Annotated in this window: 21 protein-coding genes; 7 read left to right on the top strand and 14 right to left on the bottom strand. The window is 70.2% G+C overall.

Annotated elements, in window-relative coordinates; genetic code table 11:
- Positions 1 to 43: 43 nt before the first annotated feature.
- Both AB0K08_RS00750 and AB0K08_RS00745 read right to left on the bottom strand, forming a co-directional pair.
- On the bottom strand, positions 44 to 787 hold the full coding sequence (locus tag AB0K08_RS00750; RefSeq protein WP_363350661.1) for a Pr6Pr family membrane protein: 744 nt from the start codon (positions 785 to 787) through the stop codon (positions 44 to 46).
- 5 nt (positions 788 to 792) lie between these two features.
- On the bottom strand, positions 793 to 1176 hold the full coding sequence (locus AB0K08_RS00745; protein WP_363350658.1) for a VOC family protein: 384 nt from the start codon (positions 1174 to 1176) through the stop codon (positions 793 to 795).
- Between the two features lie 157 nt (positions 1177 to 1333).
- Here AB0K08_RS00745 and AB0K08_RS00740 point away from each other — a divergent pair, with 157 nt between their 5' ends.
- A complete protein-coding gene (locus tag AB0K08_RS00740; RefSeq protein WP_363350656.1) occupies positions 1334 to 1903 on the top strand; it encodes an NAD(P)H-dependent oxidoreductase in 570 nt (189 codons plus the stop codon).
- Here the strand turns inward: AB0K08_RS00740 and AB0K08_RS00735 are convergent.
- From AB0K08_RS00735 to AB0K08_RS00725, 3 genes are all read right to left on the bottom strand, one after another.
- Complete coding sequence (locus AB0K08_RS00735; RefSeq protein WP_363350654.1) at positions 1900 to 2433, bottom strand: maleylpyruvate isomerase family mycothiol-dependent enzyme; 534 nt, start codon at positions 2431 to 2433, stop codon at positions 1900 to 1902. The two genes, AB0K08_RS00740 and AB0K08_RS00735, sit on opposite strands and share 4 nt — an antisense overlap.
- Positions 2434 to 2514: 81 nt before the next feature.
- Complete coding sequence (locus AB0K08_RS00730; RefSeq protein WP_363350652.1) at positions 2515 to 3960, bottom strand: DHA2 family efflux MFS transporter permease subunit; 1446 nt, start codon at positions 3958 to 3960, stop codon at positions 2515 to 2517.
- Positions 3953 to 5848, bottom strand: coding sequence for an ABC-F family ATP-binding cassette domain-containing protein (locus AB0K08_RS00725; protein WP_363350650.1), 1896 nt, complete (start codon positions 5846 to 5848; stop codon positions 3953 to 3955). Before AB0K08_RS00725 ends, AB0K08_RS00730 begins: the two co-directional genes overlap by 8 nt.
- Positions 5849 to 6020: 172 nt before the next feature.
- On the opposite strand from AB0K08_RS00725, the gene AB0K08_RS00720 reads away from it, so the two are divergent.
- From AB0K08_RS00720 to AB0K08_RS00710, 3 genes are all read left to right on the top strand, one after another.
- Positions 6021 to 6668: an NAD(P)H-dependent oxidoreductase gene (locus tag AB0K08_RS00720; RefSeq protein ID WP_363350648.1), complete on the top strand. Its 648-nt coding sequence runs from the start codon at positions 6021 to 6023 to the stop codon at positions 6666 to 6668.
- Positions 6669 to 6764: 96 nt separating this feature from the next.
- On the top strand, positions 6765 to 7502 hold the full coding sequence (locus tag AB0K08_RS00715; RefSeq protein ID WP_363350646.1) for an AzlC family ABC transporter permease: 738 nt from the start codon (positions 6765 to 6767) through the stop codon (positions 7500 to 7502).
- On the top strand, positions 7495 to 7842 hold the full coding sequence (locus AB0K08_RS00710) for an AzlD domain-containing protein (protein ID WP_363350644.1): 348 nt from the start codon (positions 7495 to 7497) through the stop codon (positions 7840 to 7842). Before AB0K08_RS00715 ends, AB0K08_RS00710 begins: the two co-directional genes overlap by 8 nt.
- Before the next feature lie 9 nt (positions 7843 to 7851).
- Here the strand turns inward: AB0K08_RS00710 and AB0K08_RS00705 are convergent, their stop codons facing one another.
- The 3 genes from AB0K08_RS00705 to AB0K08_RS00695 form a co-directional block, all read right to left on the bottom strand.
- Positions 7852 to 8418, bottom strand: coding sequence for a dihydrofolate reductase family protein (locus AB0K08_RS00705; RefSeq protein ID WP_363350641.1), 567 nt, complete (start codon positions 8416 to 8418; stop codon positions 7852 to 7854).
- Positions 8419 to 8464: 46 nt separating this feature from the next.
- Positions 8465 to 9037 carry a dihydrofolate reductase family protein gene (locus AB0K08_RS00700; RefSeq protein WP_363350639.1) on the bottom strand — a complete coding sequence of 191 codons (573 nt, stop codon included), beginning with the start codon at positions 9035 to 9037 and terminating at the stop codon, positions 8465 to 8467.
- Positions 9038 to 9129: 92 nt separating this feature from the next.
- Positions 9130 to 9768: a helix-turn-helix domain-containing protein gene (locus tag AB0K08_RS00695; RefSeq protein ID WP_363350637.1), complete on the bottom strand. Its 639-nt coding sequence runs from the start codon at positions 9766 to 9768 to the stop codon at positions 9130 to 9132.
- 277 nt (positions 9769 to 10045) lie between these two features.
- On the opposite strand from AB0K08_RS00695, the gene AB0K08_RS00690 reads away from it, so the two are divergent.
- Entirely contained in the window at positions 10046 to 10894 is an 849-nt protein-coding gene (locus tag AB0K08_RS00690; RefSeq protein WP_363350635.1) for an alpha/beta hydrolase, read from the top strand.
- Here the strand turns inward: AB0K08_RS00690 and AB0K08_RS00685 are convergent.
- Entirely contained in the window at positions 10882 to 11586 is a 705-nt protein-coding gene (locus AB0K08_RS00685) for a phosphoribosyltransferase family protein (RefSeq protein ID WP_363350633.1), read from the bottom strand. The genes AB0K08_RS00690 and AB0K08_RS00685 overlap by 13 nt on opposite strands.
- A gap of 3 nt (positions 11587 to 11589) precedes the next feature.
- On the bottom strand, positions 11590 to 12036 hold the full coding sequence (locus AB0K08_RS00680) for a YciI family protein (protein ID WP_363351814.1): 447 nt from the start codon (positions 12034 to 12036) through the stop codon (positions 11590 to 11592).
- 179 nt (positions 12037 to 12215) lie between these two features.
- Between AB0K08_RS00680 and AB0K08_RS00675 the strand changes: the two genes are divergently transcribed.
- Positions 12216 to 12929: a VOC family protein gene (locus tag AB0K08_RS00675; RefSeq protein WP_363350631.1), complete on the top strand. Its 714-nt coding sequence runs from the start codon at positions 12216 to 12218 to the stop codon at positions 12927 to 12929.
- Positions 12930 to 13011: 82 nt separating this feature from the next.
- Here the strand turns inward: AB0K08_RS00675 and AB0K08_RS00670 are convergent, their stop codons facing one another.
- Positions 13012 to 13722, bottom strand: coding sequence for a DUF899 family protein (locus AB0K08_RS00670; RefSeq protein ID WP_363350629.1), 711 nt, complete (start codon positions 13720 to 13722; stop codon positions 13012 to 13014).
- A gap of 224 nt (positions 13723 to 13946) precedes the next feature.
- On the opposite strand from AB0K08_RS00670, the gene AB0K08_RS00665 reads away from it, so the two are divergent.
- Complete coding sequence (locus AB0K08_RS00665) at positions 13947 to 14708, top strand: GTP pyrophosphokinase family protein (protein WP_363350627.1); 762 nt, start codon at positions 13947 to 13949, stop codon at positions 14706 to 14708.
- 86 nt (positions 14709 to 14794) lie between these two features.
- On the opposite strand, the gene AB0K08_RS00660 is transcribed toward AB0K08_RS00665, so the two are convergent.
- From AB0K08_RS00660 to AB0K08_RS00650, 3 genes are read right to left on the bottom strand one after another with little or no spacing between them, the layout of a single operon-like run.
- Positions 14795 to 15988: an acetyl-CoA C-acyltransferase gene (locus AB0K08_RS00660; RefSeq protein ID WP_363350625.1), complete on the bottom strand. Its 1194-nt coding sequence runs from the start codon at positions 15986 to 15988 to the stop codon at positions 14795 to 14797.
- A 58-nt stretch (positions 15989 to 16046) separates the two neighbouring features.
- Positions 16047 to 17264, bottom strand: a complete 1218-nt coding sequence (locus AB0K08_RS00655; RefSeq protein ID WP_363350623.1) for an acyl-CoA dehydrogenase family protein — start codon at positions 17262 to 17264, stop codon at positions 16047 to 16049.
- On the bottom strand, positions 17261 to 18865 hold the full coding sequence (locus AB0K08_RS00650) for a long-chain fatty acid--CoA ligase (protein ID WP_363350621.1): 1605 nt from the start codon (positions 18863 to 18865) through the stop codon (positions 17261 to 17263). The genes AB0K08_RS00655 and AB0K08_RS00650 overlap by 4 nt, the downstream gene beginning before the upstream one ends.
- Between the last annotated feature and the right edge of the window lie 30 nt (positions 18866 to 18895).

The following is an 18895-nucleotide window of genomic DNA, read 5'->3' as shown; positions in this document are numbered from 1 at the left end:
GCACCGGCGATTCTCGACCTCTATCGCGGCCGTGATCCGGAGGTCAGGGCATTCGCGATGCAAGGATCCGGAGCAGTACTCGGTCGACGACCCACATCAGCGCCGCCAGCACGAAGAAGAACGCCAGGATCGCCACCACGTACACGCCCACCCCGCCGTAGCCCATCCGCGGCACGTCCAGGATGCTGTACGGGTACCAGTCCAGGACCGGGCCCCGGGCCAGGGTAAAGGCCAGCCAGGCCAGCGGGATCACGGAGGACAGCCCGATCCGCCGCCAGGTCACCTGGCCGGGCGGATCGAAGAGCAGCCACACCACCGGCGTCAGGATCGGCGTGATGATGTGCTGGATGGTGTCGTTGACGTACTCCACGGTGGTGCCGGGCGGCGCGTCCCGCAGCAACACGTTGAACACCACCCCGGTGATGACGATGCACACCACCGCCGCGATCCGCAGCGCGTGGAACACCTCCGAGCTCCGGTGCGGCCGGATCGCCAGCAGCAGTGAGGTCAGGCCGACCAGGAAGTTGGCCAGGAAGGTGAAGTACGTCGGCTGGTTGAGCAGGTGCTCCCAGCCGCCCGCGAAACCGCCGGAGAACCCGGCATCGGCCGGCAGGTCGGAGTCCTTCCAGGAGCCGATGTAGAAGGACAGGCCGTTGCCCGTGAAGGACAGCAGCGCCGAGAGGACGAACACCACGCGCCCGACGCCGGCCCACCGGCCGGGTGCGCCGGTCGCCTGCCGCGCAGCGCCGGCCCCACCCGGCACGGCGCGGGAGGACAGCCCGGCCACGGCCGTCAGTCCTGGTGCAGGCAGATGATGTTGCCCACCGTGTCATCGATCAGGGCATCGGTACCGCCGTACTGCTGCTGGGTCGGCTCCATGACCACCACCGCACCGCGGGCCCGGATCTGTTCGAACTCCTCGGTGCCGCCGGTCAGGGTCAGGGAGAAGGCGGGCATCCCGGCCCGCTTGGTCTCTTCCTGGTAGGCCAGCCCGGCACCCTCGGCACCGCCGAGCACCAGGGAGGCGCCGCCGTCGGGCCCCGGGGCGCGCAGGGACAGCCAGCGGAAGTCCCCGCTGGCGAAGTCCGTTTCCACCTCGAAGCCGAGCACCTCGGTGTAGAACGCCTTGGCGGCGTCCTGGTCACTGACGAGCAGATGGGCCTGGGCGATCTTCATGGTGGGCCTTTCGGGGGGCTGCCACGACGGGATGGTCGGGCAACGGTGCTGGTGGGACGGCGGATGACGCTGCTCTGCCCAGTATGGCCCGTCCCGCCTACGCTGGGGAGGTCAGGGCACTGTGCCACATCGCAGGAGACGCACGGGAGGGCACCACATGAAGATCGGCATCATCATCGGATCGGTCCGCGAGGGCCGGATCGGGGAATCCATCGGCGCCTGGGTGGCCGAGCGCGCCGCGGTCCAGGAGGACGCGGCGGACGTGGAGTGGGAGCTGCTGGACCTGAAGGACTTCAGGCTGCCCGTGATGACGGATGAGAACTGGGCTCAGGATCCAGAGGGCCCGGCCGAGGTGCACCGCTGGCGGGACGCCGTGGAGGAATGTGATGGCTTCGTCTTCGTCACCCCCGAGTACAACCGCAACATCCCCGGTGCCTTCAAGAACGCCTACGACCTGCTGAGCCGGCAGTGGATGGACAAGACCCTGGCGATCGTGGCCTACGGGGGCCTCGGCGGGGTGCGCGCCAACGAGGCCTGGCGGGTGACCACCGCCGCCTACAACATGCACGTGGTCGGCGCTTCCGTGAACCTGATCCGCCGGGTGGACTTCCCGGGCGGCCAGCTGGCGTTGACCGACCACCACGATGCCTCCCTCGCGAAGGTCCTGGCCCGCCTGGTGGCCCTCACGCGCGCGGTCACCTCCGAGCGCGATCGCGTGACGGGCTAGCCCGCGCGCCCCGTCCGGGCCAGCACCCGCGCCTGCCGGTCCGCGTCCTCCGGGGCCCGGACCGGGTCCTTGAAGACGCCCGGGCCGTAGGCGGCGGCACCGTAGCCGTCCACGGCGGCGTCCACCTCCGCCAGTTCGTCCTCGCTGAGCCGGTGGTCCTCACCCTGTGAGACCGCCAGGTCCCAGCGGTGCACGATGAGGTCCATGCCGTAGAAGTCGAGCAGCACCTGACCGACCGTGGAGTCCCCGAACGGCGTCTCCAGCCCGGTGGCGGTGAACTCCTCGTCCCGGACCAGGGCGTCCATCGCGGCACAGTGGTGCTGCCACTGCTCGGCCGGCGACCCGCTGACCAGCGGGATCTCCCGACCCTGGCGCGTCACGAAGTCGCGGTGGGTGTCCATCAGGTGGTCCAGCACGTCGGCGGCGGTCCAGCCCTCGCAGGGGCTGGGGGCGTCCCAGTCCCTGACGTCCTGGATCACGCGGGTCAGGGGTTCGGTGTGCCGGTCCCAGGTCTGGGCAAGAGAGGTCATGCGCCCATCCTGCCCGTCCCCGTGTCCAGGCGGCTACCCTGCGCTCACCGGCCCCGCCCGCCCGCACTCGGGCGACCGTCGTCACGCATCACGCGGGCGACCGTCGGCACGGAACCTGGAGACCGCCAGCAGACCGGCCAGCAGGAGCACCACGGGCACGAGCAGGGCGTTGCCCATGGCCGCCCCGAAGCCGACGGCCCCCACCCCCGCCTGCATGGTGGCGCCCAGGGCGGCCGCACCGACCACTGCGCCCACCTGGCGGGAGGTGTTGTACACGCCCGAGCCGGCCCCGACCAGCGTCGGCGGTAGGTCCCGCAGGGAGATGGTCGAGTTGGGCGCCCAGCACAGGGAGTTGGCGAACCCGAGGGCGATGACCGGCACCAGCAGCCAGCCGGCACCGACGCCCAGGTGCATGAACACCCCGAACAGCGCCATCGCGGCGATCAGGGCCGAGAATCCGATCCGGGAGATCCGCCCCGGGGACAGCCGGTCGGTGAGCCGGCCGATGACGGGGGACATGACCACGGAGACCAGCCCCATCGGCAGGAGCATGAGGCCCGCCAGCTCGGCGGGGAGGCCCTGGGCCTCCTGCAGGTAGAGCATGATCGGCAGGTTGATCGAGTACACCGTGAACCCCAGGGTGAAGACCGCTCCGACGCCGAGCGCGAAGTTGGGGTGGCGGAACAACTCCAGCGGGACCAGCGCCTCGGTCCCCCGCCGCCCGGCCGTCCGCTGGAGCCGGAGGAACAGCACCAATGCCAGCAGCCCGATGGCGAGGACGATCCACAGCCACGGCGCCCAGCCGACCTCGGGGCCCTGTTGCAGGGTGAAGACGATCCCCAGCACCGCGATGAGGGAGACCAGGCCGCTGAGCACGTCGATGCGGCTGGTGCCGGTCGGCAGCCGCGGTACGTTGCGCGCGACCATCACCAGCGAGATCAGGCCCAGGGGGACGTAGACGAAGAACACCCACCGCCAGCCGGCCGTGCCGACCAGCACACCGCCGAGGACCGGACCGAACAGGCCGGCCGAGCTGGCAACCGCACTCCACACCCCGGTGGCCGCTCCCCGGCGGCTGTGGGCGAAGATGCGGTGGATGATGCTCAGCGGCTGCGGGTTGATCAGGGAGCCGCCCAGTCCCTGGAGCACCCGCAGCGCGATCAGCCACTCGATGGTCGGCGCCAGGGAGCAGGCCAGGGCGCCGAGGGTGAAGACGGCCATGCCCACCAGGTACACGTTCCGCTGTCCGAAGCGGTCGCCCAGCCGGCCGGTGATCAGCAGCGGGACGGCGAAGGCCAACAGGTAGGCGGCGGAGACCCACACGGCCTGGTTGATGCCGGCGTCGAACTCCGCACGGATGCTCGGCAGGGAGACCGCCACCAGGGACTGGTCCAGCAGGGTGATGAACAGTCCGACGGACAGGGCCGCCAGGGCACGCCAGGCCTGCTTCTCGGGGATGGGAGGGGTGTCGCGGGAGATGGCTGTTCGATTCTTCGCAGGGGCGGGGACGCCCAGAATCCTATCCATTCTCCTGGCCGAGCCCCCGCAGTTCCAGCCGCTCCCCCGTCCAGCCGGCCCCGAGCCAGCGGTCGTGGCTGGCCACCACCACGGCCCCCGGGTAGTCCGGGATGGACGCCTCCAGCTGCGTGGACAGCAACAGGGAGAAGTGGTTCGTGGGCTCGTCCAGCAGCAGCACGTCCGGCGGATCGGCCAGCAACACGGCCAGGTCCAGGCGGCGGCGCTGGCCCACGGACAGATCACGCACGCGGCGTTGCCCGTCCCGCCCCGCGACCAGGCCGAAGGTGCCCAGCGGGACCCGCTCGGCCCGCTCGTGGCCGAGGGCGGCCCGATAGGCCTCGGCCACGGACAGGCCCTCCCCCACGGTGCCGTCTCCCCCGCCCGGAACGTGATCCGTGTCCTGGCCCAGCAGCCCCACGGTGATCCGGCCGGAGGTGGTGACCGAGCCGGCGTCGGGCGTCAGGTCTCCGGCCAGGATCCGCAACAGGGTGGACTTTCCCGCCCCGTTGGGCCCGGTGATGAGCAGCCGCGAGCGCGGCGCGAGAGACAGGGAGACCGGGGCGAGCCGGTTCGCCACGGACACCTGCGCGGCCACCAGCACCGGGCCCGACGCCGGCCGGTTCCTTGCGCGATCCCTTGCGGTGTCACGGTGCCCGGCGCCCCGGCCCGGGGTTGCCGCATCCAGGCCGTGGAAGCGCAACACGGCCGGAGGCCTGCGGACCTGCTCCCGTTCCAGTCGGGCCAGGGCGGTGGCGGCGTCGTTGACCCGGCGGGAGACGACCTTGGCGTTGCGGTCGGAGTAGAACTTCTGGGCCATCTTGCCCTCGGTCCGTGGGGGCCGGTCCGCGTGTCCCACGGAGTGGTCGTCCGCTACCCGTTGACGCAGCCGCTTCAGTTCGGCCTGCTCGTCCCGGTAACGCCGTTCCCAGCGCTCGCGCTCCTCGAGCCGGTGCAGCAGGTAGTCCGAGTAGCGGCCGCTGAAGCGCGTCACCCCGAAGCCGGCACCGGTGCTGAGATCGCCGGCGGGGCCTGCGACCACTCCTCCGCCCGGAATGTCCCGCACCTGCGTGTGCGGGCGCGGCGCCGGGTCGAGGTCGAGCAGCGTGGTGGCCACCTCGTCCAGGAAGGCGCGGTCGTGGCTGGCGATCAGCACCGGCCCGGTCCAGCCGGTGAGCAGGTCCACGAGCAGGGCGGTGCCGCGGGCGTCGAGGTGGTTGGTGGGTTCGTCCAGCAGCAGGGTGTCCGGCCGCCGCAGCAGCAGCCAGGTCAGGGACAGCCGGGAGAGCTGCCCGCCGGAGAGTTCCCCGGCCCGCCGGTCCCGGGGGATACGGGCCAGGCCCAGCCCGTCCACGAGGCGCTCCACCTGCCGGTCCACGTCCCAGGCGTCGGTCCGGCTGGCCTCGGCGAGGGCGCGGTCGTAGGCGGTGGCCAGGTCCTCGGATGGCTCCGGAGTGCCCGGGGTGAGCCGACCGCCGGAGCCCGGGGCCGGCGTCGTACCTGATGGTGGACCCACGGCGAGCGCCTCGGCGAGCCGGGCGACCTCCTCAGCGACCGCGCGGACCGGCGCCGCGGCCTCCGCGAGGACCTCCTCCACCGTGTGGTCGAGGGCGAAGGGCGGTTGCTGGTGGAACAGGCCCACCGAACCGGGGGCGGCGATGGTGCCGCCATGGTCCTCGACCAGCCCGGCGATGATGCGCAGCAGCGTGGACTTCCCGGTGCCGTTCTCCCCGATCAGGCAGGCGCGCTCGCCGGAGGGGACGGTGAAGGAGACGTCCGTGAGAACCCGGCGGTCCGGGAAGGACTGGGAGACACCGTCCACGCTGAGGTGGGCGGCGTGGCCGAGGCCGGTGGGCCCACTGGGCAGGACGGAGACGTGTTGAGCGGGGTTTCGGGTCATGAGGGAGTCCTGGAGGAGTACAGCCGGATTCCCGCCGGGCACCGTGAGGGTTCAGCCGCGGGCGCGGGACGAAGGGAACTCAAGACCTCATGGGTTCTACGGTACGGCAGGGCGACGATGACTGCCACTGCGCCCTAGCCAGGTCAGCCCGGATCGTCCCATGCTGGGGACCATGACCGAATCGACGCAACAGAGCCCGTCCGCACCGTCCGCCGGACTGAAGGCGGTGGCCCTGGTCTGCACCCTGACACCCTCTCCGAAGCCCTCCAGCAGTGAGTTGATGGCCCGGCACGTGCTGGGCGAGTTGGAGAAGAACAGCGTCGCCACCTCCTTGATCCGCGTCGTGGACCACGACGTGAAGCCGGGGGTCCAAGTGGATATGGGCGACGGCGACGACTGGCCGGGACTACGCCGGCAGGTGCTGGAGGCGGACATCATCGTGCTGGCCACCCCCATCTGGATGGGCCACCCCTGCAGTATCGCCCAGCGCGTGATCGAGCGGCTCAACGCCGACCTGGCTGAGACGGATGAGCAGGGCCGGCCCATCATGTACGACAGGACGGCGATCGTGGCCGTGGTGGGCAACGAGGACGGCGCCCACAAGACCATCGCGGACATGACCCAGGCCCTGAGCGACATCGGGTTCACCGTCCCCGCACAGGCCGGCACCTACTGGGTGGGCGAGGCCATGCAGGCCGTGGACTATCAGGACCTGGACGAGGTCCCCGAGAACGTGGCCGCCACGACGGCCGGCGCGGCCCGGAACGCCACGCACCTGGCGCTGTTGCTGCGCAGGCATCCGTACCCGGCGGGTTCCTGAGAGAGGGACTGGCCCCTTCCCCGATCGCCTCAGGTACTGCACGCCGAACCAGGATCTCCGTCATCAGGCCCGGAGATCTAGGGGATCATTGATGACATGAATCAGGCGATCGATCAACCGCGCGGTCGCCGCGCCGAGATCGCTTTCGGCATCCGGCTGTCCCTACCCGCGGGCCTGGGAATGTTCCCGCTGGGCGTGGCCTTCGGCATCCTGGTGATCCAGTACGGGCTGCCGTGGTGGATGGCCCCGGCTCTGTCCATCGCCGTCTATGCCGGTTCGGTGGAGTTGCTGCTGGTCGGACTGATCTCCGCGGCCACCCCGCTGGCGACGATCGCCCTGACCACCCTGCTGGTGAACTTCCGGCATGTCTTCTACGCCTTCACCTTTCCCCTGCACCGGGTGCGCAACCCGCTGGCCCGGGCCTATTCCGTCTACGCCCTCACGGACGAGTCCTATGCCATCACCGCGGTCAATCCGCGCGGGTGGACGGCCCCGCGCCTGCTCGCGACCCAAGTCGCCTTCCAGTGCTACTGGGTCTTCGGCGGCCTGGCCGGGGTGCTCTTCGCCTCCGCCCTGCCCGGCCCGGTCGAAGGCCTCGAGTTCGCCCTCGTGGCCCTGTTCATCACCCTGGCCCTGGACGCCTGCCGCACCCGGAGGCAGGTGCCGTCGCTCCTCCTAGCGCTGGCCTGTTTCGCGGCCGCCCACCTGACCCTGCCGGAACAGTCGCTGTTCCTGGCCATGATGCTGTTCGTGGTGGCCCTCGCCGCGCGGTACGCCCTTTCGCGGCGGTCCGGGAAGCACGGGCCGGACGGAACGGAGACCTCCGATGCCTGACCTCGGATATGTGGTGGCCGCCCTGCTGATCGCCGGCGCCATCACCGTGGCGCTGCGGGCCGTGCCCTTCGCCATCCTCAAACCCCTGCGTGAGTCGAGTCTCGTGCTGGCCCTCGGGCTGTGGATGCCGGTGGGCATCCTCGGCATCCTGGCGGCCTCCACCTGGATCGGCACCTTCACCGGTGATGACGGCGGCGCCGGCATCGATTGGGCGACGGCGGCCCAAGCGGCCCTCGCGGCTGCGGTCACCGTGGCTGTGCACCTGCTGTTCGGCCGGCGGACCCTGCTGAGCATCGGGCTGGGCACGCTGACCTTCGTGCTGCTGGTCAACCTCCTGTAGCGCACCCCCCTACTGGCCAGACACCACCCGGTGCCGCACCGCCACCGCACCGCAGGCGAAGCGGCGCTCGGCCTCCAGCTCTAGACCCAGCCGGACGCCGCCGGGAAAGACGGGCAGCCCGCCGCCGATGACGATGGGCAGCAGGACCTGGTCCACCACATCCACGAGCCCGGCCCGGAACGCCGCTGCGGCCAGGGTGGGTCCGCCGATCATGATCCCGCCGGCGGTGGAGTCCTTCAGTTCCCGCACCGCGTCCGGGTCGAAGACGCGCTCCAGCCGCGTCCGACGCGTGACCACCTCGCTCAGGGTGGTGGAGTAGACCACCTTGTCCGCGTCCATCCACCGCTGCGCGAACTCGGCGTAGACGCGAGACCCCGCGGCGAACTCCGGGTCCGTCTCCCACACGGTCATCAGGTCGTAGGTGGTCCGCCCGTAGAGGTGCAGGTCCACGCCGAGCAGCATGTCATTGGCGTACTGGTGGACCTCCTCGTCCGGCTCGGCCCAGGAGAAGTCGCCGTCCGGATCGGCGATGTAGCCGTCCAGGGATCCGATGGCGGAATAGGTCAGCTGTCCCATGTCAGGTCCTTCATAGATGTCAGTCGCGTCAGTCGTCGCAGCCGGTTCAGTCGTCCTGCTCGGAGCCGAGGCCGGCGAGCGGCACATAGGCCAGGTAGGTCACCCCGCCGGAGAAGGCCCGGGCCTGAACCCGGTGCAGGCCGGTCCCGGGGTGCCCGTCCGGGAAGAAGGACCGGCCGCGGCCCTGCCAGTGCGGATAGACGAACATCCGGTACAGGTCGACCAGACCGGCCCCGATCAGGGCGTGGCACAGAGTGATGCTGCCGGTGATGATCACGTCCTGCCCCGGCTCGTCCCGCAGCGCGCGCACGGCCTCCAGCGGATCCCCGGAGATGACCGTGGTGTTGGCCCAGCCGGGTTCGGTCAGGGTGGCGGAGACGACCCGCTTGTCCGCCGCCTCCAGGCTCGCGGCCACCCCGGTGGTGTCCTCGGTCTGCTGTGGCCAGTAGCCGCGGAAGTCCTCGAAGGTCTGCCGTCCGAGCAGCAGCACGTCCTCCCGTTCGGTCTGGCGCATCAGCTCGGCGGCCAGTTCCTCGTCCTGGCTCGCCGGGTCGAACCAGTCGTCCAGCATCTCGACCCGGCCGTCCAGGGTCGTGTTCTGGGTGATCACAATCCGCATGGGTCATCCTCCCGGTTCGGCGGGTGCCTCCACCGTAGGGGCAATGCCTTCTGGAGGGCGTCTCCGATCCTGCCGGATTCCCGGTGTCCGCCTCACGCCGCCCGGACGGCGCGGTCCACAGCATCCCGGATCAGCTCGCCGGCCTCCCGGGCCCTCACGGCGCCTGCCAGTACGCGCGTGTTCAGCCCCTCGGCCAGCGACACCAGGACCAGGGCCGTGGCGTGGAACCCCGCGGACGCCGCGGGGCCGCCCTCGGCACGCGGGCGGGACGGTGCACTGTCCGCCGCCGCCGCACCGCATGCCACGGCGAGCAGCGCGGATGTCGCCTCCGTCCGGCCCCGCATCGCCTCGGCCACCACCTCGGCGATCCCCGGATGGGACACCGCCTTGGCCTGGTAGGTCGCCCACACGGAGGCGCCCACCCGCAGCGCCTCGGTGACTGCCAGGGGTGCACAGAGGAAATCCACCAGCGCGTCCTGGACCCGGGTTGCTCCCCGAAGGACCAGATCCGGACCATGGTCCCGTTCCGCTGCGGACACCATGGAGCGGCAACCGAAGACCACCAACTCGTCCTTACTGGAGAAGTAGTGCTGGACGCGGCCGATGGATACCCCGGCGGCCTCGGCCACCGCACGGAAGGACACCCCGTCGATTCCCCGTGCGTAGATGACCTGCCACAACGCTTGTGCAATCTCCCAGCGGCGCTGGTCATGGTCGACGATCTTCGGCATGCCGCGACTTTACAGTACGGTCGACTTGCATCACCATTGCAGTATGAACGTATTGTCAAAAGATCGGTCGCTCCGGCAGGCCCACGGACCGGGGCTCACAGACGGCGGGACCCGACGCCGGCCAGGGCGCCGCGGTCGATGGTGCCGGATCGCGCTGTGGCTGGCCAAGGGACTGGTCGTGGTATTCGCGGCCATCGGTCTCGTGGCCACCTGGGATTTCTTTGCCGGCCCTCCCGGCGTCGGGCATTTCCGGAGTGCCGACGGCCGCGGGGAGTACATGTCGGCCTACGAGGACTCCATGGACCAGCTGCCGGAACCCACGGATACCCATGACATCCCGACCAGCCACGGATCGATCCGCGTCTACGAATGGGCGACCGACCAGAACCGCGGCGATACCCCGATCCTGCTGATCCCGGGCCGTGCGACGGGGGCTCCCATGTGGGTCGACAATCTCGAGAACCTCGTGGGGGAACGCCGGGTGCTGGCCTTCGACGCCCTCGGTGATTCGGGCCGGTCCCAGCAGACGGTCCCGTTCGACAGCTTCGCCGACCAGGCCCATCCGATCGACGAGGTGGTCTCCGAGCTCGCCCCTGAGGGCGTCCACCTGATGGGCCATTCCTTCGGCGGTGCCGTGGCCTCGGCGTATGCACACCAGTACCCTCACCGTACGGTCACCCTCACCCTGCTGGACCCGGCCTTCACGCTCGGCACACCGTCGCCGGACATGCTGTGGTGGGCCATGGTCGTCTCCCTGCCGGGCCTGCCAGAGGCATGGCGGGAGACGGCGCTGGAGCGGGTCGGCGGCGCGGAGATCAATTCGGAGGAGGTCCGCGGCGATCCGGTGACCCGGCTGGTCACAGCGGCCTCCGCCCACTACCAGGCGGCCCTGCCGCAGCCCTCGCCCCTGACCGACGACCAACTGGACCGGCTCGAGATGCCGGTCTATGTGGCCCTGGCCTCGAGGGACTCCATGGCCGGAGGACCCCCCGCCCTGCAGCGAGCAGAGTCACTGGCCCAGTCGACGGTGAAGATCTGGCCGAACACCACGCACTCGCTGCCGATGCAGGCTGCCGGTGACCTCGAGGAGGAGCTGTTGTTCTTCTTCGAGGATCACGACCGCTGAAGGATGCCCACCACGTCGTCGTCGTCCACGGCGGCGAAATCCCCGTAGTGCTCCCCGACCGCCCTGAAGTACCGGGGCGTGGACACCACAATCACCTCATCCGCGGCCCCGTCCGCCTGGATCTGCTCCACGGTGTCCCGCGCGGCCACCGGCACCGCCAGCACCACCCGCGCCGCCCCGAGGCCCCGGGCGGCCTGGCACGCCACCCGGGCGGTGGCACCGGTGGCCATGCCATCGTCCACCAGCACAGCGGTAGAGCCGCCCAAATCCAGGGGCGGGCGTCCCGCCCGGAACAGTTCGGCCCGCCGAGTCAGGGTCTGTTCCTCCTGCCGTTGCACCTGCTCGACCTGCTCCGGGGTGACCGCGAAGTGCCGAACGATCGACTCGTCCAGCACGCGCAGTCCGCCCTCCCCGATCGCGCCCATGGCCAGCTCCGGGTGGACGGGCACCCCCAGCTTGCGGACCATGATCACATCCAGCGGCGCCACGAGGTGCCGGGCCACCACCTCGGCCACCGGCACCCCGCCGCGCGGCAGTCCCAGCACCACCAACCTCATCCCCTCGTGCCCGACGCCGGCCGTCACCTCCTGCGCCGAGGTTCCCCCGGAGCGTGGGTCCGGCGACCAGCCGCGGGAGGCCAGGAGCGCGGCCAGCTGCCGGCCGGCGTCGTACCGATCCGTGAACTCCGCCATGGCTTATTCGCCTCCGCCCGCGTTGCGCCGGGCTACTTCCTGGCGCCAGCCCGCCTCCTTCTGGAGGTACTCGTTGTCTGCGAAGTCGGCGAAGTCCTCCTCGCCGGACACGCTGCGGACCTCCAGCTTGGAGCCCGGGCCCAAGGGGCACTTGCTGGCCCACCGGATGGCGTCCTGCCTGGATGGCACCTCGAGCATCCAGAAGCCGTTGAAGAGTGCCTCGGCGGCGCCGTAGGACTCATCCGTGATGACCGGCGGGTCTTGGCCGAAATCGACAACGAAGTTGGCCGGGTCCTCCGGCTCGGCCAGGCCCTCGCCGCCGACCATGACGCCGGCGCTCATGAGTTTCTCGTTGTAGGCGCCCATCCGGTTGAACATCTCCTCCATCGGGATCTGGCGGGAGGCCTCGAGCGCGGCGTCCGTGGCCCGCATGATCAGCATGTATTTCATGGCGTTCTCCAGGTGTGCGTGCACGGTGGACATGCTCCGTGGGCGCTGTCCGTGGCTCCCCGGCCGAGACCGTGCCGGCTGCGCCCACCACGACGGTAGGCCCGACCGGTGTCCTGAATGAAGATCCGAGCGGCTCGAACCCCTTGTCCGGTGCCTGCCGGTCTTGATAGACCGGCAAGATGCGCTTGGAGAACCTGAACGTCGACTCCCTCGACCCGCACCGGCTGGCGGCCTTCTGGGCGGCGACCCTGGACGCGGAGACGGTCACCGCGGAGGAAGACCTGGTCGAGATCCGGGTGACCCTGCCCGAGGGTCGCTTCCTGGACCTCTGCTTCGAGCGGGTCCCGGATCCCTCCCCCGCCAAGTCCAGAGTCCACCCGGACCTGACCGGCGGGGCGCGCCAGCACGAGGTGGTGGACGGGCTCCTCGGATTGGGCGCCACTCCCGCGGACATCGGGCAGGGGGACCCGCCGTGGGTGGTCCTGGCCGATCCAGAGGGCAACGCCTTCTGCGTCATGGACGACCGGGAGGCCTACCGCGGCACCGGGGTCCTCGCCTCCCTGGTCCTGGAGGGGACGGACCCGGCCCGGGACGCGGACTTCTGGGCGGTGGCCACCGGCTGGGAGCGCGTTGAGGGGGTGGCGCCGGCGTCGCTGCGCCACCCCTCGGGGACGGGCCCATTGCTGGAGTTCCTGCCGGAATCCGATCCCAAGCGGGGCAAGAACCGCATGCATCTGGACGTGCGGCCCGGGCCCGACGACGGCCCGGTCGCCTCCCGACTGAAGGCTGCGGGCGCGCAGCTGCTCGTCGACCACCCGGACTGGCCCTGGTCCACCTGGGCCGACCCCTCCGGCAACGAGTTCTGCATCCTCTCGCCCTCCCGCGACGCCTGACCCCTCCAGGCGCAAAGTGACCACACCCCCACCGATGTGACGTAGATCCGTCACTTCGTGCCCGGCGCGGCCAGCACCGGCCTCACTCCTCGCCGTACCAGCCGGCGATTTCCTGCGGTTCCGGCCAGCCACCGTACGTCTCGTCCTGCGGCCACCCCTCGGGCGAGTCCTCCCTCATCTCCTGGCGTCCGTAGGGCAGCACGTCCATCAAGGGAAAGACATGAGAGACCTGCTCCACCCCGCGTCCGTCCGTGTGCCAGGTCCGGTAGACGTCCTCACCGTCCCGCAGGAACACGTTCAGGGCGAAGCCGGCGTCCGGCGGGGCGCCGACGTCCGCCCCGAAGGTGCTGTCCGCGGTGGAATACCAGCTCATGCGGTTCCCCACCCGGCGCCGGTACGCGAGCGCCTCGTCAATCGAACCCTGGGTCACGACCACGAACCGGGCATCGAAGGCCTCGAGGAAGTCGAGTCGGGTGAACTGCGAGGTGAAGAAGGTGCAACCGCCGCACTGGTACTCGCCGCCGGGATGCCACATATGGCTGTAGACGATGAGCTGGTGCTTCCCGTCGAAGACGTCCGCGAGGCGGACGGGCCCGAAGGCCCCCTCGAGCGTGTAGTCGGGCATCCTCACCATGGGCAGCCGCCGGCGCTGGGCCGCGATGGCGTCGAGTTCACGGGTGGAGGCCTTCTCGCGCCGACGCAGCTGGTCCAGTTCGGTCTGCCACGTCGCCTGGTCAACGACGGGCGGGGTGGCCGGTGCCGGATCGTAGTGGGACAGATCGGTGGCGGTCATGGCAATCCTCTTCAGCCGGGTCGGACCGGTGGACGGTGGACGCAGGGCTCTGCGTGCGTGCCCCCACGGTAGGTCCGGGCCATGGGCGCCGTCCCCTCCGAAACTGCGGTGATCTCCGGCGGTCACCGGCCATCTCCGGCGGTCTCAGGTGATCCGAGTCCGGTCCAGCCGACACCCAGCCTCAGTTCGGCGCGCTGACAGGCGGCTCCGGGAGAATGGGCGGCATGGACGACTCCCCCAGACGGCCGGCGCCCTCCACCGACCTCGAACGGCTGGGCGCCGAGACCGGGATGGACCTGAGCACCATGCCGCCGGACCTCGCCCAACGGCTGGCGGCCATCGGCTCCGAGTTCCGCCAGCTCACCCTCGAGTACGAGTTCGCGCTGCGGGAGGTGGAGACGAAGATGCACATCCTGCAGGACGAGTTCCTACACCTGCACGACTACAACCCCATCGAGCATGTCTCCACCCGGCTGAAGACCCTGGACTCCCTCGTGGCCAAGGCCAACCGGCGCGAGTTGCCCATGGACCTGGGCGTGTGGCGGCGGGAGATCCTGGACATCGCCGGAACCCGCGTGACGTGCAGCTTCCGGCGGGACGCCTACCGGGTCTTCGAGCTCTTCACCAGTCGGGAGGACGTGGAGGTGATCTCGGTGAAGGACTACATCGCCCACCCCAAGCCGAACGGCTACTGCTCCCTGCACGCCACCGTCCGTGTGCCCGTATACCTCTCCACTGGCGTCATCCTGATCCCGGTGGAACTCCAGTTCCGCACCATCGCCATGGACTTCTGGGCCTCGCTGGACCACAAGATCAAGTACAAGTACGACGGGGAGGTGCCGGCCGACGTCGTGGATGAACTGACGGAGGCGGCGCAGGCCGCCGACGACCTGGACCGGCGGATGGAGCGCCTCCACGACCGGGTCCACGGCAGCGGCCCCTCCCGTGGACCGCGGGACGCCATCGGACCCACCCTGCTGGCCTGACACCTGGGCGCACAGTGACCTGACCCCCACCGTTGTGACGGGGTTTGGTCACTGTGAATCTTGAGGTGGCTGGGGCTCGCCTGGGATCAGAGGCGCTCGAAGAGAGCCGCAGCACCCATGCCGCCGCCCACGCACATGGTGACCACCACGCGCTTCACACCGAGACGCTTCGCGGTGAGCAGTCCGTGGCCCGTCATCCGGGCACCGGACATGCCATAGGGGTGGCCCACGGAGATGGCGCCGCCGTCCACGTTGAGGCGCTCGGCCGGGATGCCCAGGACGTCCTGGGAGTACAGGACCTGGCTGGCGAAGGCCTCATTGAGCTCCCACAGGTCGATGTCGTCCACGCCCAATCCGGTCTGGGCCAGCAGCTTCGGCACGGCGGCCACTGGACCGATGCCCATCTCGCCCGGGTCCACGCCGCCCACGGCGTATCCGGCCAAACGGCCCAGCGGCTCAAGACCCCGGCGGGAGGCCTCCTCGGCCGCCATGACCACCAGGGCGGCGCCGCCGTCGGACATCTGGGAGGCGTTTCCGGCGGTGACCGAGGCATTCTCCACCGTCCCGTCCAGCACGGGCGTGAGGCCGGCCAGGCCCTCCAGCGTGGTGGAGGGCCTGTTGCCCTCGTCCTTCGCCAGGGTCACCGGCTGTCCCTCGGCCATCTGCCCGTCCTCCTCCTTGACCAGGGGCGTCGAGGCCAGCGGCACGATCTCCTCATCGAACCGGCCCGCGGCCTGCGCCTCCGCGGTGCGCCGCTGGGACTCCAGGGCGTAGGCGTCCTGGCGTTCGCGGGAGATGCCGTAGCGCTCGGCCACGGTCTCGGCGGTCTGGAGCATGGAGTCGTAGATCCCGGGGACGTTCTCCCGCAGCCACGGGTCCTCCGCCCGGTAGGTGTTGAGGTGCTGGTTCTGGACGACCGAGATCGACTCGGCACCGCCGGCGACCATGATCCTGGCGTCCCCGGCGGCGATGAGGCGGCTGGCGAACACCACGGCCATCAGCCCGGAGGCACACTGGCGGTCCACCGTCATCCCGGCCACCGAGGCCGGCAGCCCGGCGCGCAGGGCGGCCTGCCGCCCGAGGTTCATCCCCTGGGCACCCTGCTGGAGGGCAGCCCCCATGATCACGTCGTCGATCTCGGCAGGGTCCACCCCGGATCGGGAGACCGCGTGGGCGATGGCGTGGCCACCCAGCTCCTGGGTGGAGGTGTTGTTGAATGCGCCCTTGTAGGCGCGGCCCATCGGGGTGCGGGCGAAGGACACGAGGACGGCATCGTTCATGAGATCTGGCTCCTGGTTTCGGGGTGGTCTGTGGGGTGGATCGGGACGTGCGCCCGGGTCAGACGAACGCGGACATCCCGGTCAGGGCGCGGCCCACGATCAGGGTGTTGACCTGATGGGTGCCCTCGAAGGTGTACAGGGCCTCGGCGTCCATGAAGTGCTTGATCACATCCTTCTCCAGCGTGATCCCATCCCCGCCGAGCACCTCGCGGCAGGCGGCCACGGCGCGGCGGGCATTGCCGGAGGCCACCAGCTTCATGAAGGAGGCCTGCTCGTCCGTCAGCTCCCCCCTCTCGGCCAGGGCCGCGGCGTGGGCCAGGGAGGCCAATGCGGTGGCGATCTCGGCCTGGGCCCTCACCAGCAGGTCCTGGATCAGCTGGAACTTCGCCAGGGGCTTGCCGAACTGCTCCCGATTCCTGGCGTGGTCCAGGGCCCCGTCGAGGGCGCCGAGGGCGTTGCCGACCGACACCCAGGCCACCTCCAGGCGGGTGTACTTCAGCACCTCGGAGGTCTGCTTGAAGGACTCGACGCCGGGCAGCCGGCCCGATTCCGGGATCCTCACCTCCGTGAGTGTGAAGTCCGCGTTCTGCACGGTCCGCAGGCTGTACTTACCCTCGATCTTCAGTGCCTCGAAGCCCTCGCTGCTGGTCGGGACGATGAAGCCCAGGGTGCGCGGTCGTCCGGAACCAGACCGGCCGGCGTCGTCCTCGAAATCCGCCGCGATGGTGGTCTCCTCCCGAGCCCAGACGACCACGTGATCGCACCAGGTGGCATTGCCGATCCAGCGCTTGTGGCCGTTGATGACCCAGTCCTCCCCCTCGCGGCGGACCGTGGTGGTCATGGCCCCGGCCACGTCCGAGCCGTGCAGGGGTTCGGTCAGCCCGAAGGCTCCGGACTCCTCCCCGGTGACGATGCGCGGCAGGTACCGTCGCCTCTGCTCCTCGGAGCCGAAGTGGCGCACGGACAACCCGAACAGTGAGGAGCTGACCCCGCAGAACGTGGCGATGGAGGCATCCACTCGGCCCAGTTCCATGGCGGCCAGACCGCGGAACAGCCAGGAGGCCCGCGGCTGGGTACCGTACTCGTCCAGGTGCAGGCCCAGGCTTCCGGCCTCCGCCAGGACGGGGACCAGGTGGTGCGGGAACTCTGCCCGCTCCCAGCACCCGCGTAACTCGGCACGGTCCAGGCCTGCCAGGGCTTCCTTGAGCCGGTCGAGGCGCGCGCGTTCCTCGGCGGACAGCAGAGAGGCGATGTCGAGCAGGTCGGGGGTGGTCACCGGGATTCTCCCGTCATGGACGTGGACAGGGCACCAGGCGAGTCAGAGACGCCGGGAGCCGCGCCGGCGAGGTCCTGGCGCAGCACGTGTTTCTTCACCTTGCCGGTCGCCGTGCGCGGCAGCTCGGAGACGAACGTGACGTGGTGCGGCATCTTGTACCGGGCCAGCCGGTTCTCCAGGTCCGCGCGGAGGGAGTCCTCGGTGAGCTCCACGCCGTCCTGGGGCACGATGAAGGCTGACCCGACCTCGCCCCACTTATCGTCCGCCACGCCGATCACGGCGGCCTCGGCGACCCCGGGCACGTCCAGGAGGCGGTTCTCCACCTCGGTGGGATAGACGTTCTCTCCACCGGAGATGTACATGTCCTTGGACCGGTCCACCAGGAAGGTGAAGCCGTCCTCGTCCCGCACCGCGATGTCCCCGGTGTGGAACCAGTCACCGGTGAAGGCCTCCTCGGTGGCCTCCGGCTTCTGCCAGTACCCCGGGGTGACGATGGGCCCGCGGATGAGGATCTCGCCCGGCTCATGGGGAGGCAGGTCCTCGCCGTCCGGACCGACCACGCGGGTGTCCACCAGGAACTGGGACACCCCCGCCGAACCCGACTTGGTGGCGCTGTACTCCGGTTCCAGGAGCATGGCCCCCGGCGAAGTCTCAGTCAATCCGTAACCCTGCAGCACGCTGATCCCACGCTCGGCGAAGACCCGCAGCAGCCGGTCCGGCACGGGAGCCCCGCCACAGATCAGCGATCGCAGGCTGGAGAGGTCCGCGGTGGCGAAGTCCGGGTGGTGGGCCATGGCGTCCAGCATCAGCGGCACCGTGAACATGGAGGTGACCCCGTGCTCGCGGATATCCCGGAAGGCCTCCTCGGGACGGAACTTGGTCCTGATCACCTGCCGCCCTCCCTTGAGGAAGACCGGCAGCGCCAGCCCGTTCAGGGCGGCGATGTGGAACAGCGGGCCGACGTCCAGGCAGACCTCGTCCGGGCGCAGGTCCACCGTGAGCAGCTGGTTGATGTCATTGAAGAACAGGTTGCCGTGCGTAAGCATGGCCCCCTTCGGATTTCCCGTGGTCCCGGAGGTGTACATGATCAGGCAGACGTCCTCGAGCCCGTTCGGTGTCGCCTCGGTCTCCGACCCGCTAGCCAGGAAGGCCTCGTAGCCTCCCGGCCCCGCCTCCTGGACCCCGACGACGGCCCGGACGCCCCCGCTGGAGCCGTCCGGGCCGGCGTCGTTCCGGTCTCCGGCCGCGTACCCCTGCGCCCAGGCGGCCAACTCCGGTCCGTGGACCACGACGGTGGGCTGACTGTCCGCCACGATGTAGTCCAGTTCGCCGGTGGAGAGCCGTGGGTTCACCAGCACGGTGATGGCCCCGGCCCGCGCGGTGGCGAACAGGGTCTCCAGCAGTGCCGGGTGGTTGAACCCCACGTAGGCGACCCGGTCTCCGGGTTGCACCCCGGCGTCCCCGAGGGCCCCCGACAGGTGGGTGGTCCGGGCGTGGACCTCCGCGTAGGTGGTGTCCCGGCCCTCATGGGTCCAGGCGACCCGGTGCGGGCTGGCCAGGGCCCGGCGCCGTGGCCAGGAGCCCAATCCGATGTCATGCATGCAGTATCAACCTCTGTGGGGTGGGGTGGG

This window comes from Citricoccus sp. NPDC055426, from assembly GCF_040677445.1.
Lineage (GTDB): Bacteria > Actinomycetota > Actinomycetes > Actinomycetales > Micrococcaceae > Citricoccus.
Note: the sequence above shows the minus strand (reverse complement) of the source record. Positions and strands in the feature narration are given on the sequence as shown.